This is a genomic window from Chryseobacterium sp. NRRL B-14798, assembly GCF_050470705.1.
Lineage (GTDB): Bacteria > Bacteroidota > Bacteroidia > Flavobacteriales > Weeksellaceae > Chryseobacterium > Chryseobacterium cupriresistens.
The window spans coordinates 4,150,712-4,168,029 of sequence record NZ_JBFLUL010000005.1; the positions used below are offsets into that span (position 1 = coordinate 4,150,712).

Annotated in this window: 12 protein-coding genes; 8 read left to right on the top strand and 4 right to left on the bottom strand. The window is 38.2% G+C overall.

Features of this window, described 5'->3' with window-relative positions; all coding sequences use genetic code 11:
• The first annotated feature begins 13 nt into the window (after positions 1-13).
• Complete coding sequence (locus AB1278_RS18985) at positions 14-838, top strand: flavin reductase family protein (protein WP_202843304.1); 825 nt, start codon at positions 14-16, stop codon at positions 836-838.
• A 173-nt stretch (positions 839-1,011) separates the two neighbouring features.
• Here AB1278_RS18985 and AB1278_RS18990 read toward each other — a convergent pair whose 3' ends face one another.
• Positions 1,012-1,521, bottom strand: a complete 510-nt coding sequence (locus tag AB1278_RS18990) for a hypothetical protein (protein ID WP_202843306.1) — start codon at positions 1,519-1,521, stop codon at positions 1,012-1,014.
• A 49-nt stretch (positions 1,522-1,570) separates the two neighbouring features.
• The gene (locus AB1278_RS18995) at positions 1,571-2,413 is read right to left on the bottom strand and encodes an alpha/beta hydrolase family protein (protein ID WP_429816360.1); all 843 of its coding nucleotides are present in this window, start codon (positions 2,411-2,413) and stop codon (positions 1,571-1,573) included.
• A gap of 61 nt (positions 2,414-2,474) precedes the next feature.
• On the opposite strand from AB1278_RS18995, the gene AB1278_RS19000 reads away from it, so the two are divergent.
• From AB1278_RS19000 to AB1278_RS19020, 5 genes are all read left to right on the top strand, one after another.
• Positions 2,475-3,731: a PKD domain-containing protein gene (locus tag AB1278_RS19000; protein WP_429816363.1), complete on the top strand. Its 1,257-nt coding sequence runs from the start codon at positions 2,475-2,477 to the stop codon at positions 3,729-3,731.
• Between the two features lie 15 nt (positions 3,732-3,746).
• The gene (locus AB1278_RS19005) at positions 3,747-4,520 is read left to right on the top strand and encodes a HipA family kinase (protein WP_343641595.1); all 774 of its coding nucleotides are present in this window, start codon (positions 3,747-3,749) and stop codon (positions 4,518-4,520) included.
• Positions 4,507-4,890, top strand: coding sequence for a DUF3037 domain-containing protein (locus AB1278_RS19010; RefSeq protein ID WP_202843321.1), 384 nt, complete (start codon positions 4,507-4,509; stop codon positions 4,888-4,890). Before AB1278_RS19005 ends, AB1278_RS19010 begins: the two co-directional genes overlap by 14 nt.
• A 19-nt stretch (positions 4,891-4,909) precedes the next feature.
• Positions 4,910-5,944, top strand: coding sequence for an alpha/beta hydrolase fold domain-containing protein (locus AB1278_RS19015; RefSeq protein WP_429816366.1), 1,035 nt, complete (start codon positions 4,910-4,912; stop codon positions 5,942-5,944).
• Positions 5,945-6,140: 196 nt separating this feature from the next.
• Complete coding sequence (locus tag AB1278_RS19020; protein WP_411414287.1) at positions 6,141-7,982, top strand: carbon starvation CstA family protein; 1,842 nt, start codon at positions 6,141-6,143, stop codon at positions 7,980-7,982.
• Positions 7,983-8,055: 73 nt separating this feature from the next.
• Here AB1278_RS19020 and AB1278_RS19025 read toward each other — a convergent pair whose 3' ends face one another.
• Both AB1278_RS19025 and AB1278_RS19030 read right to left on the bottom strand, forming a co-directional pair.
• Positions 8,056-10,836 carry a TonB-dependent receptor plug domain-containing protein gene (locus AB1278_RS19025; RefSeq protein WP_411414288.1) on the bottom strand — a complete coding sequence of 927 codons (2,781 nt, stop codon included), beginning with the start codon at positions 10,834-10,836 and terminating at the stop codon, positions 8,056-8,058.
• Positions 10,837-11,255: 419 nt separating this feature from the next.
• Positions 11,256-13,586, bottom strand: a complete 2,331-nt coding sequence (locus AB1278_RS19030; protein WP_202843329.1) for an ATP-dependent helicase — start codon at positions 13,584-13,586, stop codon at positions 11,256-11,258.
• A gap of 303 nt (positions 13,587-13,889) precedes the next feature.
• On the opposite strand from AB1278_RS19030, the gene AB1278_RS19035 reads away from it, so the two are divergent.
• Together AB1278_RS19035 and AB1278_RS19040 are read left to right on the top strand one after the other, a co-directional pair.
• Complete coding sequence (locus AB1278_RS19035) at positions 13,890-15,203, top strand: M16 family metallopeptidase (RefSeq protein WP_047429324.1); 1,314 nt, start codon at positions 13,890-13,892, stop codon at positions 15,201-15,203.
• A gap of 53 nt (positions 15,204-15,256) precedes the next feature.
• A complete protein-coding gene (locus AB1278_RS19040) occupies positions 15,257-17,302 on the top strand; it encodes a M16 family metallopeptidase (protein WP_429816371.1) in 2,046 nt (681 codons plus the stop codon).
• Positions 17,303-17,318: the final 16 nt, after the last annotated feature.

Here is a 17,318-nt window from a genome sequence, read left to right on the forward strand (position 1 = left end):
GGTTAAATAGAATATGAAAACAGTAATCCCCTCCGAGATAACCTCCGTACAACTACAGACCATTATGCAGACCGCCGTTTCACCACGACCGATTGCACTGGCATCTACTGTAGATAAAGACGGTAATAATAACTTATCTCCTTTCAGTTTTTTTAATATGTTCAGTACGGTTCCTCCGATTTTGATTTTTTCACCATCGAGAAGAGTTCGTGATAATACCACCAAGCATACGCTGGAAAATGTTCTTGAAGTACCGGAAGTAGTCATCGGAACAGTAAACTTTCCGATTGTACAACAGATCTCTTTAGCCTCTACAGAATATGAAACCGGAGTGAATGAGTTTATCAAATCCGGTCTTACCATGAAAGAGGCAGATCTTGTACAACCTAAGCTGATTGAAGAATGCCCTGTTAACTTTGAATGCAAAGTTTTAGAAGTAAAATCATTGGGTGATCAGGGCGGTGCAGGAAATCTGGTGATCTGTGAAGTTCAGAAAATTCATATCAGGGAAGAATATCTGAATGAAGCCGGAAATCTGGATCAGAAAAAACTGGATATGGTAGCCCGTTTAGGCAGCAACTGGTATTCCAGAAGCAATGAAAACAGTCTTTTTGAAGTACCTAAACCTTTGGTAACAAAAGGAATCGGTTTTGATCTGCTGCCGGATTCTATCAAATATAGTAAAGTATTTACAGGAAATGACCTTGGAATGCTTGCCAATACGGAAGTATTGCCTGAAGGTGACTTTCATGCTGGTGAAAATATTCATCTCGACGCACAGAAATTACTTCTGGAAAGCAAAGTGGAAGAAGCGTGGGTTTTGCTCACTATTAAATAAAAAAATAAGCCTGAAATTTCAGGCTTATTTTTTTATGCTGGAAGTAAGAAGCTGGAAGTATATAAAGTCTTATGAATAGATTTTTGTCCAAATTAATACCCTTTGGAAAATAGTTCCATTTTGATTTCAATAGATACTGAATACTATTATCTTCCAGCTTCTTGTTTACTTTCTTATTTTGCTTTCAGTGATTCTGAGACCGTAATTTTCCCTTTTTCAGCAAATTCTGTTATCTTGCCGTTTTTATCTATGGAAACATTCAGATTATCATTTTTAGCATCGTAATAAATGCTTGTCGCGTATCCCGGACAATCGTGCTGTTTACATCCTGTCAGTTTGTAGATTCCATTTTCTGATACAACAGGACTTTCCACATTGAAATTCTTTACCATCTCATCATACTGAGCACCAGTAAGTTTTTTAAGTCTTTCTGAAATACCTTTATCTTCAAAGAATTTAATATCATGAGGATATTTCCCAACGTTTTTGGTAATAACATTATCCGGAGCAGGAGCAGAAGGAGCTGCAGTTGCTGCTGAATCTGTTTTTGGAGTTGTTGCGGAATCCTTAGGCATTACCGTTGCCAAAGTATCACTGCTTACAGAAGATTCTGTTTTTGTTTCTTTTTTACATGAAACAACACATAATGAAAGCGCAAATGCGCCTGCAATAATTTTTTTCATAAATATATTTTTATGGTGGTTACCATATAATAACGTAGTTTTAAACGTTTTATTTCAATTTTTCATTGATAAAATCAATGCATTTTTCAGTTACAGTATGGAGATCTTTTGGTAGATCATTTTCTTCCCATGGTTCTTTTGCCCCGAAAGTATGGTTGGCATTTTCAATAAGAAACAATTCAGAATTGGGGTGGAGAATATGAAGATGTTCAGCCTGTTTTACTTCTACCGCTTCATCTTCTGTTCCATGAATAATCAGCATATGAGCCTTAGCCATTTCTGTAGCTCGTTCTACATCAAAACGGTGAATATCCTTTTCATAGTCTTCATAAAACTGATAATAATGAGGCATTTCCTGTTTTGTACGGCCGTTCAGCGCATAATACACTCCATTATTCTTCCAGTTCTCAAAGGCTTCTCCTTTTGGAAAACGATCTAATGTGTCAACACTGGCCAACGTTATCAATCCATTGATTCTTTCATCTTCAAAAGTTTTGATAATGGATATTCCTCCTCCCCTGCTGTGTCCGATCAGTACAATCTTTTCATCATCAACATGAGGATCTTTACTGAAATGATCAATTACTACTCCAAGATCGGAAAGTTCTTTAGAATAATTATTATTTCCAAAAGCTTCAAGATCTCCGAAGTTGAGCGGATCATCGGTTGTTGTCCCGTTATGTGAAAAATTAAACTTGACAAAGAAAAAGCCTGCTTCCGCAAACTTTTCAGCCATCAGGTTCCAGGCTCCCCAATCTTTATACCCTTTATATCCGTGAACAAATATGATCAGGGGAAGTTTTTTTTGACTGTCTTTATAAAAAGCATCAGCAAGAAAACCTTTTGTTTCTTTATTTTCTAAGTATATATTCTTTTCTATAATCAAATTCATAAAACAAATGGGTTTTACTTAATATTATTTATATTTATAGGATGAATTCAAACTGAAATTTATGAAAAAAACTCTACTTTTTTTATCTTTAATCACATTTTCTTTCATCCTGAGCCAGACGACCAAAAGGGTATTCTTTATTGGAAACAGTTATACTTATGTTAACAATTTACCTGGCCTTATTCAAAGCATTGCTGCATCTAATGGTGATGTATTCGAGCATCACAGCCAGACTCCGGGAGGTGCTACCCTGCAGGATCATGCCAACAATCCGAATGTCACTACAGACATTAATCAGGGAAACTGGGATTACGTGGTATTGCAGGAACAGAGCCAGCTTCCTTCGTTTCCTGATTCGCAGGTACAAAACCAGGTGTATCCTTATGCGCTTCAGCTTTCCAATTTAATTAAAACAGCCAATCCTTGTGGAAATGTTATTTTCTATATGACCTGGGGCCGTAAAAACGGAGATGCTACGAACTGTCCCGGGCTTCCGGCTGTCTGTACCTATCAGGGAATGGACACGCAAATTTATAACCGATACATGGAAATGGCTATGAACAATGAAGGCATTGTCTCTCCTGTAGGTAAAGTCTGGAGAACAATCAGAGAACAAAACCCGGCCATTGAATTGTATGATCAGGACGAATCGCACCCGAGCTACATTGGTTCTATGGCGGCTGCGTATACATTTTATACCATTATTTTCAAAAAAGATCCGACCCAGATTCCTTTTAATGGAAGTCTTACTCCGGCACAGGCTCAGTTGATCAAAGAAATTGTGAAAACAGAGGTCTATAACCAGCCTGGTCAATGGTATGTAACCAACAATGATGTTCACAGCAGATTCACTTATCAGCTTACCGGAGCAGGAACCGTTCAGTTTACTAATACAACACAGAATGCAGCTTCTTATTTATGGGATTTTGGTGATGGTACAACATCTACTTTGGAAAATCCGACGCATACCTATACTGCAGTAGGAAATTATAATGTTAAACTGACAACCGATGCCTGCGGAGCAACAACTACCAAAACAAAACTGGTGGTTATAAATACATTAAATACTGCGGAAACAACTATAGAAAACGGAATTCAAATCTATCCAAATCCGGTTCAAAACCTTATTAACATTATTTCTAAAAAACAATTTGAAGTCGTTTCACTGACAGAAGCATCTGGAAAAATCATTCCCTATCATTTGAATAAGACAGAGGACGGCTGCAGTATTTCACTTCAGCATTTAGCCAGTGGAATTTACTTCCTGAAATATAAAACAGGTGAAAAGGAATTCACTAAAAAAATTATTAAAAAATAAGCTTATTTTTGCTGCATGCAGAATTTAAGAACTGTAACCGTGATGCGTTACATTCTGCCCCTGAGAGAAGGAGGATCTCTTCCGGCTCTGGCAGAAGCTGATGATGATTTTAAATATGTTTTAAAATTCCGTGGTGCAGGCCATGGGGTAAAAATGCTGATCTCCGAACTTTTGGGCGGGAAAATTACCGAAGCTTTGGGACTTAAAATTCCTGAACTTGTTTTCGTTAATCTTGACGCCGATTTCGGAAGAACGGAAGCCGATGAGGAAATACAGGATCTTCTTAAGTTTTCCGAAGGACTGAATCTTGGGCTGCATTATCTTTCCGGTTCTATTACGTATGACCCGGGAGTAAGTATTGACCCGCTTCTCGCTTCTAAAATTGTATGGCTGGATGCATTTATTACCAACATCGACCGTACTTTTAAAAATACGAATATGCTGATGTGGCATAAAGAACTTTGGATCATTGATAATGGTGCTTCGTTCTACTTCCACCACTCCTGGCAGAATTTTGATGCAGCGGCTAAAACGCCTTTCAAATATGTGAAAGATCATGTGCTTCTTCCTAAGGCCAAAATGCTTGACGAAGCGGATAAATTTGCTCATGAAGTTTTGAATGATACTCTTTTCAGAGACATTGTGAATATGATTCCTGGAGACTGGCTGCACTGGAATGATGCCGACGAAACACCGGAAGAAATCCGTGAGATCTATTTTCAGTTTATGAAAACCAGATTAGAAAATTCTCAAATCTTTGTAAACGAAGCGAAAAATGCAAGAGGATAAAATATATGAATATGCGGTAATACGCCTGGTACCTAAAGTTGAAAGAGAAGAATTTTTCAATATCGGGCTGGTGATGTTTTCCAAAAAGGAAAAATTCATCAGAGTGGAATTCTATTTGTGTCCGGACAAATTCAAACTGATGCATAGCAAACTGGATTACAATGATATCATCCACAATCTTGAAAGCTTTCAAAAAATTGCTAACGGTGAGAAAGATGGCGGTCCTATTGCTTTTCTTGATATTCCGGAACGTTTCCGATGGCTGACAGCGGTAAGAAGTTCTGTAGTCCAGACCTCAAGACCTCATCCGGGAAAATCAAAGGATCTGAATGCCACTTTTGGTAAGCTTTTTGAGGAGTTAGTAAAATAACACTCCTTAAAAATTTATTATGAAATTACACATCAACAACATATCAACATACAGGTTTTTCACAAACCTGTTTTTTATTTTATTTTTAAGCTTTACAAATTTATTTTTTTCACAAGACCTACCATTAAGACCAAACAAACCTTCTGCTGTAAAAAGTACATTACTTCCTGAAATTGCAACAGTTTCCGAAGATATCGTGTACAAAACAAACAGAAAGGGCAAACCTCTCGCTCTTGATCTCTATACACCCAAGAATGCCACCACTGAAAAACTTCCGGTATTGATCTACGTTCATGGAGGCGGATGGGTAGAAGGTGACAAAGTGGTAAATGCAGATAATTATCTTGAAACAACTGTAAAAAAACTAATAGACAAACAGTATGCGGTGATCAGTATCAATTATACGCTTTTAAGTGACAGCATTCATTTTCCTCTGCCGTTGGAAGATACCAAAGATGCCATAAGATGGGTAAGAAAAAATGCTGAAAAATATAACCTTGACACCAACAATATCGGACTTTTCGGGGCTTCAGCCGGAGCCCATCTTTCTCTGATGGCAGCCTATACACCAGACAATACTTATCTGGGTAATCCTGAACTTTCCTCTTATTCGGCTAAAGTGAATTATGTGATTGATCATTATGGCCCTGCAGACCTCAACAAACTTTTCCATACAAGATTAGGAACAATTCCGGTGGGAATTATAGGATTAATGTCTAAAAAAATTGTCGGTTTACAGGAAAATCTTGTCAAAGGAATTTCCGGATATAATATCAGAAAAGATCAGGACAGCGCTATTGACTATCTTAAAACGATTTCCCCTGTCTATTTTGTTTCCGGAGGAGTTCCAACTTTAATTGTCCAGGGGAATAATGATAAAATTGTTCCTTTAAGCCAGTCTAAAAAGCTCCACCGAAAATTAAACAGAGCCAAAATACAGAACTCCCTGATCGTCGTTGATGGCGGAGTGCATGGCTTTGGCACTACTGATAAAGCTTATCTGGACCAACTTACAGATAAGATGGTAGATTTTGTTCTTTCACAAAAGAAATAAGATATATATTTATCTATCAGAGCACAACACAAAATCCTATAAATCAAATTAATAACATAAAGAACAAATACAAATTTGCTAGATTGATATACATATTATTACTTTTTCATTGAGAATTAATTACCTTGGCTATTGTTTAAATTATTAACAACAAAAACACCAATAGTTTAATTTTTTATCAACAAAAATAAGCAGTATGGAATCTTTAAACAATATCAATGCACTTACGCTCATCTTTGTATCTGTTCTTCTTTTTGCGATAGCTTACCGTTTTTACGGTATTTTCATTGCCAATAAAGTTCTCCGGCTTAATGACGGGAATACAACACCTGCTGTAGAATTTGCAGATGGTAAAGATTATGTGGCTACCAATAAAAATGTACTTTTCGGGCATCATTTTGCAGCTATTGCTGCTGCCGGGCCTTTGGTAGGACCTGTTCTTGCTGCACAGTTCGGATATCTTCCGGGAGCTTTATGGATATTGATAGGATGCGTACTGGGAGGTGGGGTTCATGATATGATTGTTCTTTTTGCTTCAGTGAGACATAAAGGGCAAAGTCTAGCCACGATTGCTTCCAAAGAAATCGGGAAAGCAACGGGTACGGTAGCAGGTTTTGCGATCCTCTTCATTTTGATTCTTACACTGGCAGGTCTATCTTTAGCTTGCATCAACGCGATGCACGAAGCTTCATGGTCTCTTTTCACCGTTGTGATTACCATGCCTATTGCTATCATTATGGGGCTGATTATGCGTTATAAAAAGAATAGTGTCCTGTTTGCAAGTATTTTGGGAGGTATTCTTTTGGTTGCAGGAATTATCGGAGGGCACAGCCTTATGCAGAATCCTACAATGAATAATTTATTTTCATGGGATATTAAAACCATCTCTATAGCGATTCCTCTGTATGGATTTATTGCTTCGGTATTACCCGTATGGCTTCTTTTGGTTCCCAGGGATTATCTATCGACTTATTTAAAAATAGGAACGATTATCATGCTGGCTATAGGGGTAATCGTTATCCATCCAACGATACAGATGCCGGCTATCACAGCATTTGTGAATGGTGGCGGCCCTATTATTGGTGGTCCGGTGCTTCCTTTTATTTTCATTGTAATTGCCTGCGGAGCGATTTCCGGGTTCCATGCGGTGATTGCTACGGGAACCACTCCAAAAATGCTGAATAAAGAAAGAGAAATTCTTTTTGTTGGTTACGGAGCCATGCTGGTAGAAGGCTTCGTGGCATTGATGGCACTTATTGCTGCATGTACGCTGATGCCGGGTGATTATTTTGCGATCAACACACCCAAAGAAGCCTATGATTCATTTCTTGCGGCGCATCCTTCCCTGCACGGGGTAGATATTGATTATTACTCCCAGAAAATAGGTATTGATCTGTATGGCAGAACCGGAGGTGCAGTATCTCTGGCTGTGGGAATGGCCCATATCTTTAATAAAATCCCGTATATGGATCAGTTGACGGCTTATTGGTATAATTTTGCCATTATGTTTGAAGCAGTATTTATTCTTACTGCCATTGATGCAGGAACAAGAGTCGGACGCTTCTTCTTACAGGAAATGCTGGGGTCCGTAGTTCCAAAGTTTAATGATAAAAACTGGATTCCGGGAATCATTATCAGCAGTCTTCTTTTCACTTTTGCCTGGGGATATCTGGTATATACAGGAAATGTAAACAGTATCTGGCCGTTATTCGGAATCAGTAACCAATTGCTGGCAGCCTGCGGGCTTATTGTCTGTACAACGATGCTGATCAGAATGAACAGGGGAAAATATGCTTTATGCTCGGCTATTCCGGGTGTATTCATGGCTGGAATTACCTTCTGGGCGGGTTATATTCAGGTGACCGCCATTTACATTCCTAAAGGGCAGTATTTGCTGGCTGCTTTAGCGGTGACAGCCATGGTTCTGATGCTTATTGTATTTGCAGGAGCTTTCAGAAAGTGGTATCAGCTGCTTCAAATCAAAACAACTGAAATTGACCATTATGGTGAACCAGTGAAAGAACTGGTAGAAAGATAAAATTCAAATTTTATACAGAAAAAACAGTTCAGGATTTCTGAACTGTTTTTTTAAGCATTATCTTTTGTTTTATTTAAAAATTGAAATTCAATCTTGCAAAAACATATCTTCCATTCTGCCCAAACTGTGAAGTAGATCTTGAATAGATGAATTGGTCATTATTGGTAGAAGCGGTAAGGTTTTTCGTTGGATAGATATCAAACAAATTGTTTACTCCTAAAGTCAGTCCTACATTTTTAGTAAACTGATAAGCAGCAGATAAATCCGTAATGATCTTATCTCCGATCTGCTGATGTTCGTTAAAATCAATGATTCCGTCTCCGTTTACATCAATAATATCAGCACCTGTTACTTTTCCGAAATAGGTATTTCTGAGATATAAACTTGCATTCTTCCATGAAAGGGTGTGAGAAAGACTCGCTTTTACTCTAGGCACAGCCTCTTCAAGATATACTCTTGATTTTTCAGAAAAATAAATCTTTTCAAGCGAAGGAGACTGCAGCAGCCCGGCCGAATGAATTTCTCCTACCTGTTTGGTTTGGTTCAGATTAATCGCAAAGTTATTGTCCAGTTTAAATCCTGAAAACCTTGCATTATGTGAAATTACCACATCTAAACCTTTTGTTTCTGTATCGATAGCATTTGTGAAGAACTGGGCACCATTCACATTTAATTTATCATATTCTTTTTGTGCATCTGAAGGTACATCTTTTCTTAAAAACTGATCAGTAAGAATGATACGGTTATCAATTCTCGTAAAATATCCGTCCGCGGTAAAGCTAAGCCCGGCCGAAGGAATTCTGTAAGTAAATCCTACACTTGCTGATTTGGAAGTTTCCTGCTTCAGTTTTGGCATACCCAGCAGTCCTGCCAGCTGAGAATCATTACTGAAAGTTCCTACTTCCAACAGTTGATTATTGGTGAACAACGTAGAGGTTACATTATAATAGATCTGGTGGATAGATGGTGCTCTGAATCCTGTAGATCCCGCAAATCTTACATTGAAATTAGGAGCTACTTTGATTCTTGAAGCCAGTTTATAATTGAATGTAGATCCAAAATCCGAATAGTTTTCATATCTCGCCGCTGCATCTACCAATAACCAATTGGTAAAGTTGAATTCAACATCTGCATACGCTGCTACCGACTGTCTGTTTTTATCGACTGCATTTCCAGGCCTGAATCCGTTGAATACCTGAGAACCTCCCGGCAAGGGTTGTCCAAAAAAGTCTGTGGCTCTCTGGCTTGGATCTCCGTTCCAGATATTTCCAAACTGGTCATATGTCTGATAGGAAGCTTCTTCTCCTTGGGTAATTTTAAAATTCTCATAACGGTGCTCACCTCCAAAGGCTACATTAATTCCTTCCCATACATCATATTTCTTAGAAAAATCTAAATTGATCGTATTTTGAGAAAATCTTAAACCACCTGCATTAAACTCCCTTGGTGAAGCAAAACGCAAAGAGGTATTTCCTGTATTCTGAATATTATAGGTAAATGAATTCTGTCCGTACGTATTACTGAAATCAATATTCCAGCCTTCCCATTTTCCTTTGATTCCCGCTGCCAATGAGATATCCTGAATATCTGTTCCGATCTGTGGAAGATAACCGTTAGGATACAATCCCGTAAACGTTCTGCTTTCTCTCGGTCTTCTGTAAAATCCTCCGGAAGTTCCATGTCTTAAACTGTATCCTCCAAAAGTATATACTTTCCAGTTATCACTTACAGGAATTTCAGCATTCACAAAAAGCTGGTGATTGTTAAGTTTAGACTGTCCTACCTGCATATTAAAATCCTTTCTGACCTGTCCTCTGTAAGCCAGTTCCTGATCTGTCACATCGGCACTCAATAAAGACCAAAGTCCTTTCTGAAGAACATTTCCTGAAGCATCCGTAATGTCTTTAAATGTATTTGCATTTTGTATGTCAGAGAGCTGAGTTGCACTAAAATAGTTCACTCCCTGAGCATACTGATGTACATAATCAATAATCTGCTGTGAATTGGGAGTATTATTTATATTGGTAAAAAGAGAAGAAAGATTGACTCCGTCATTCAAGGCACGTTGTTCTATCGCATTATAAGCATTGTAGATTTTTCCACTTTCAGTACCGGCGCGGTAGGTAGGATTTCTGAATTGTGAAGACCAGGTAATATTAAAGAACCCTCCTTTGGTTCCGATTTTATTTCCATAGTTCAAATCCAGCTGAATATTCTGACCGTCAAAATCTCCGGTATGATCATTAGCCGTTGGCGTAAGGTTTCCTCCATAGCTTATCTGTCCTGCCAGTTTTCCTGTATCTCTTTTCAGGTCAAGGTTGATAACACCGGCAATGGCATCAGATCCGTATTGTGCGGCAGCTCCGTCTCTTAATACTTCAATCCTGTTCAAAGCGAAAGATGGAATGGCATTCAAATCGGTTCCTACGGTACCTCTTCCAGGTGTTCCGTTGACGTTCACCAATGCTGAAGTATGTCTTCTTTTTCCATTCACCAAAACCAAAACCTGGTCTGGCCCCAAGCCTCTCAGCTGTGCAGGATCCAGGTGATCTGTTCCATCTGAATTCGTTTGAATGGTAGAAGTAAATGAAGGAGCAACCGCATTCAGAATCTGCCCGATATTGGTTTGCGGGAGTATAACTGAAGATTCTTTAACATTAAATACATCTACAGGAACCGGACTATCTGTTTTGGATCTCGCCCCGGCTCTGGAACCCAGTACGACTACTTCTTCTACATTATTGGTTTTTATGGTGTCTTTATTTGCTTTTATGCTGTCTTTTTCCTGTCCATAAGTAAATACACCGAGGAAAAATAAAACAGAGGCCGAAAGAATAGTTTTCTTATTTTTCATAGTTTAGAATTTTGATAACATTTATGTTTTTACAGGGTGCAAATGTAAAATTTATTTATTAGTCTACAAAACAGATAGACTTTGTTTTTATAAAAAATAGTTATCGTTTCTTTCTATCCCTTATTTAAAGTTATGATAATTTAAGAACATTTCAATAAAAAAACATTGTTTTATAGAAGGTTAACAGTAAAATAAATTTTGAAAAAACGCTATGTGCGCTAAGAAATTCTTACTTAGTGATTATTTTTACGATCGCAACGGCACCTCCGTTCAGCAATAAAAAATCATCTCTGCTAAGTGAAACGCCCTTGCGAAAAAAAAAAATAGCAGATCCAGATAATCACATTGCGAACTTTGTATTTAAAAATAAAAACGGATCCAAAAATTGAATCCGTTTCTTTGCATCTTTATTTTTAAATTTAAATCTTAGTCAGTTTAGCATATTTCAGGATCAGATTTTTTTCTCCTTCATGCATGAAAACTACTTTTGCTTTGATATTCTGAGGATCTGTTCCATCCAGGAAAGTCACTTCTCCAATTCCGAAACGATCGTGTCTCACTTTATCACCCACTTCAATATCCTGAGAAGAAGCTCCGCTTGGATTGATAATTTTAGCCGTACTTACCGGTTTCAGTTTTCTGACTTCAGGAGCAGGTTTGGAAGTATCTCCTCTGTCGATGGTCTTTTTCTCAACCTTTTTGAAAGATCTCATTTCAGATGGATGCTCATCAAAGATATTGGATTTCACTCCTGAATTATTGATAAACCTTTTTTCCAAAGCCGGATTAAGGAATTCAATATATTCATCATCAATTTCGCTTAAGAATCTTGAAGGTTCAGCATCTGTAATTTTTCCCCATTGAAAACGGGAAACCGCATAAGAAAAGAAGGCTTGTTTTTCCGCTCTTGTCAATGCCACATAGAATAATCTTCTCTCCTCTTCCAGGTCTTCTCTGGTTGCAGAGCTCATAAAGCTAGGGAAAAGGTTTTCTTCAAGTCCTACCAGGTGAACCACCGGGAACTCCAGCCCTTTTGAAAGGTGAATCGTCATTAAAGAAACCATGTCATCTTCCAGATCTTTATCCTGGGTATCTGCAGAAAGGGCAATATTTTCAAGGAAGTTGGAAAGACTAGGATCTCCGTCCTCAAGCTGCATCTGTTCTTCAATGAAACCCTGCATGGAGTTCATCAATTCCTGAACGTTTTCTACTCTGGAAATTCCTTCCGGAGTCTGATCATCTTTTAAAAACTTGATTAAACCGCTTCGCTTTGCCACTTCCATAGCCACGCTGTAAGCTGTTTCTGTTTTCAGTAATACCTGAAAAGCTTTGATCATGGACCAGAAATCGTTCAGTTTGTTTAAAACTCCGTTGTTCAGGCCTAACTGCGGTGCATACATAGGAAGGTTCTCCAACACTTTTGAAACTGCAATATTATGAGCATCTGCAAAAACGATCAGCTTATTCTGAGTAGTTTCTCCAATTCCTCTTGCAGGATAATTGATAATCCTCATCAATGCTTCAGAATCATTTTCATTGATCAGAAGACGAAGGTATCCAATAAGGTCCTTTACTTCTTTTCTTTGGTAGAAAGAAAGACCTCCATACACTTTGTACGGAATATTTTTACGTCTCAGCGCATCTTCAAAAGCACGCGTCTGAGAATTGGTTCTGTATAAGATGGCAAAATCACTGTATTTTCTCTGGTCGCGGTTACGAAGTTCCCAGATATTTCCTGCCACAAAATTCGCTTCATCAGCATCGGAAAGGGAACGGTATATTTTGATCTTGTCTCCTTCTTCATTATCACTGAAAACATTTTTCTTAAACTGCTGAAGGTTTTTAGCAATAACAACATTAGCCGCATTTACAATATTCTGGGTGGAACGGTAATTCTGCTCCAGAGATACCGTTATAGCATCCGGATAATCTTTTTTAAAGTTTAAGATATTGTAGATATTCGCTCCACGGAAAGAGTAGATAGACTGCGCATCGTCTCCTACCACACAGATATTTTCAAATTTCGAAGCCAGAGCTTTTACAATAAGATACTGAGAATGGTTGGTATCCTGGTACTCATCTACCATAATATATCTGAACCTGTCCTGATATTTGGCCAATACTTCCGGAAAGCGGGTCAAAAGTTCATTGGTTTTCAACAAAAGATCATCAAAATCCATAGATCCGTTTCTGAAACACTGGTCTACATATTTCTGATAAATCTGCCCGATGAATTTCATATTCGCTTTTTCATCCGCTTCCATGAGTTCCGGATTGTTGAAATAAGCTTTTACCGTAATCAGGTTATTTTTATAAGTCGAGATTCTTGCCTGAACTTTTTTAGGTTTATAAAGATCGGCATCAATATTCATATCCTTCAGTACTTTTTTAATCACATTCAGGGCATCCTGCTGATCATAGATGGTAAAATTGGAAGGATATCCGAGATAATGGGCTTCAATTCTCAGAATTCTTGCAAAAACCGAGTGAAAGGTTCCCATCCAAAGGCTTCTTGCATTGCTGTCTCCTACTACCTTCGCAATACGTTCTTTCATCTCACGTGCCGCTTTATTGGTAAAGGTAAGCGCCAGAATATTGAAAGGGTCTATTCCATTGTGTATTAAATGGGCAATACGCATAGTCAATACACGCGTTTTACCGGAACCAGCTCCGGCAAGCACCATCAGAGGTCCCTGTAAAGAGGTAACGGCTTCATATTGTGATTCGTTGAGTCCTTTCAAATAGTCCATACAGCAAAAAAATTTGGGAACACAAAATTAAGGTATTCAGAGGAGAATTCAAACTTTCATAGAGAAGTTAGGGATATGAAGCATTAAGACTGTATTGATAGCATTTGTCAATGGTCAATTTTGCTTCGCAAGTAAATCGTAAATGGTTATTCTTAATCTCAAATCCCGCAACCCGAATCACGTAACCTCATTGATAAGCGAAGCGAATTCACCATTCACTACTCACATTTACCTATCTATTTTATACATTCTGTAACATTTAATTCACTTTTCATACTAATTGGTAAACAATTTCTAAATTTTATGAAAAAGCGACTTCTTTCTGCTGCTGCCGTAGCTTTCTTCGGGCTCATGCTGAATGCACAGCAAATCAAATTCGAAGAGTATGACCTTCCCAATGGTCTGCATGTAATTCTTCATCAGGATAATTCGGCACCGGTGGTAACGACAGGTGTAATGTATCATGTAGGTGCAAAAGATGAAGTAAAAGGCAGAACAGGTTTTGCTCACTTCTTTGAACACCTTTTATTCGAAGGAACTCCTAACATCAAGAGAGGAGACTGGTTTAAAATCGTTTCTTCAAACGGAGGGCAGAACAACGCCAACACGACCAATGACAGAACGTATTACTATGAAACATTCCCTTCCAACAATGAACAGCTTGGTCTTTGGATGGAGGCAGAAAGAATGCGTCACGCTGTTATCAACCAAATTGGTGTAGATACCCAGAGAGAGGTTGTAAAAGAAGAGAAAAGATTAAGAATGGATAACCAGCCTTATGGGAATCTTTTCACGACTATTCAGAAAAATTTATTCACAAACCACCCATACAACTGGCCGACAATCGGTTCAATGGAAGATTTAAACTCTGCTAAACTAGAGGAATTCCAGGCGTTTTATAAAAAATATTACGTTCCGAATAATGCTACTTTAGTGGTTGCAGGAGATATCAAACCCGAGCAGACAAAAAAATGGATCGAAACCTACTATGGAGGCATTCCAAAAGGAACCCTTTATCCAAAAGATTTCCCGAAAGAAACACCTATCACTCAGGAAAAAGAAGTAACTGCTACAGATCCCAACATCCAGCTTCCGGCTTATGTGTTCGCATATAGAACTCCGGCTAACAAAGAGAAAGATGCTTATGTTTTAGATATGCTTTCTTCTTATTTAAGCAGCGGTAAATCTTCGGTTTTATATAAAAAATTAGTAGACCAGGACAAAAAAGCACTTCAGGTGGCTGCTTTCAACCAGGGACTTGAAGATTACAGTATTTTTGCCTTCTTCGCAATTCCAATGGGACAAACTACAAAACAGGCTTTACAGACTGACATTGATGCTGAAATCAAAAAGCTTCAGACTACTTTAATTTCTGAAGAGGATTATCAAAAACTTCAAAACCAGTACGAAAACCAGTTTGTAAATGCCAATTCAAGCATTCAGGGAATTGCCGCTTCATTGGCAACCAACCACGTATTGATGGGTGATACGAATCTGATCAACAAAGAAATCGACATTTACAGATCTATCACAAGACAGGATCTTCAAAATGCTGCTAAAAAGTATCTTAATTCCAACCAAAGAATAATCATCAATTACGTACCTGAGAAAAAGTAATCATGTTCAACTTTCAGGTTACCTTATGATTATTAAAAATTAAATTTTTACAAATGAAAAAGCAATTAACATATATAGCTGCAGCATTTTTCTTTACAGGAATGGTTTCAGCACAAAAAATAGATCTTAATGCAATGCCAAAACCAGGACCTACTCCTGCGATTAACATTGCGAAGCCAAAAACTTTCCAGCTAAGCAACGGCCTTACGGTAATGGTGGTTGAGAACAACAAATTACCAAGAGTAAGTGCCAGCCTTTCTATGGACAGACCTCCATACAACGAAGGAGCAGTAACCGGAGTAAGCGAAATTATGGCTGAGCAGTTCGAAAACGGAACTACCAATATCAGCAAAGATGACTTCAACAAAAAAGTGGATTATCTTGGAGCAAACCTTAATTTCTCTTCGGGAGGTGCTTCTGCCAATTCGCTTTCAAAATATTTCCCTGAAGTTTTAGGTTTAATGGCTGATGCCATCATTAATCCTAAATTCTCTGCTGAAGAAATTCAAAACTCTAAGGAGAGAACGATTGAAGGATTAAAAGCTGACGAAAAAAATGCTTCTTCTATTGCTGAAAGAGTATCCAACGCTTTGATGTATGGAAAAAATACTTCAAGAGGTGAGTTTGAAACGGTTGAATCTATCAACAAAATCCAGCTTGCTGACGTACAAAATGTTTATAAAAAATACTACGCTCCGGATAATGCTTATTTAGTAATTGTAGGAGACGTAAAGTTTGACCAGGTAAAACCTTTGATCGAAAAAGCTTTCAGTGGCTGGAAAAAAGCAAACACTCCTATTACACCATTGGAACCTGCTTCTAACGTTGCCAAAACGGAGATCAATGTAGTAGACGTTCCTTCGGCTGTACAGTCTGTTGTTTCTTTAAACAACCTGAACACCCTGAAAATGAAAGACGCCAACTACTTCCCTGCTACAATCGCCAATTACATCCTTGGTGGTGGCGGTGAAGCCAGACTTTTCATGAACCTTCGTGAGAAAAACGGATTTACCTATGGGGCTTACTCAGAAATGGTGGCCAGCAAGTATTCTCCACAATTCTCTGCGAGTGCAAGTGTAAGAAATGAGGTTACAGACAAAGCCGTTAAGGAATTCATGAATGAACTTAATGCGATTTCTACCATAAAACCAGAAGAATTAGCGAACGCTAAAGCTAAATTAAAAGGAGCTTTCATTCTTGCCCTGGAACAACCTGCCAATATCGCAAGATTTGCTTTAAACCTGAAGGTTCAGGATTTACCTGCTGATTTTTATACCAATTACTTAAAATCTATTGATAAGGTAACTGCAGCAGATGTTTCCAATGCTGTAAAAGCTACAATTTTGCCCAACCAGAGCAGAATTTTCATCGCTGGTAAGGCATCTGATATTTCTGAAGGATTGGAAAAACTGGGTTATCCTGTAAAATATTTCGATAAAGAAGCCAACCCCGTTGCAAAACCAACTGTACAAAAAGTGGATGCCAATGTAACCGTTGCATCTGTTGTTGACAAATACATCAATGCTATCGGAGGAAAAGCTAATCTGGCGAAAATCACTTCTTATACAACCAACGCCTCAATGTCTATGCAAGGACAAAACATCGATTTTAAAATCGTTAAAGCACAGGGCGGAAAAGAGCTTACCACGGTAACGGCAATGGGACAGGTTGTTCAGAAGCAGGTATTCGACGGGAAAACCGGCTATTCTATGCAAATGGGACAAAAGGTTGACATCACACCGGAGGAAATTGCCGAAAAACAAAAAAATCCTGAGATTTTCGAAGAATTGGGATTTGCAAAATCTCCCGATTATAAATTAGGAGGAATTGAGAAAATTGGCGGGGAAGATTCTTATGCTATTAAAGGTGGAAATACAACCTATTACTACAGTGTGGCAACGGGATTAAAAACCGGAGAGACTAAAAAAATAAAAGCTAAAGGTCAGGAAATGACCATTCCGACAACCTACTCTAATTACAAAGATGTAGAAGGCGTAAAAATGCCTTTCACGATCTCTGTAAGCCAGATGGGAATGGATATGACCATGACTGTAAAGTCTTATGAGATCAATAAGGCTACAGATGCTGATTTTAAATAATAACATCCTATTTTTA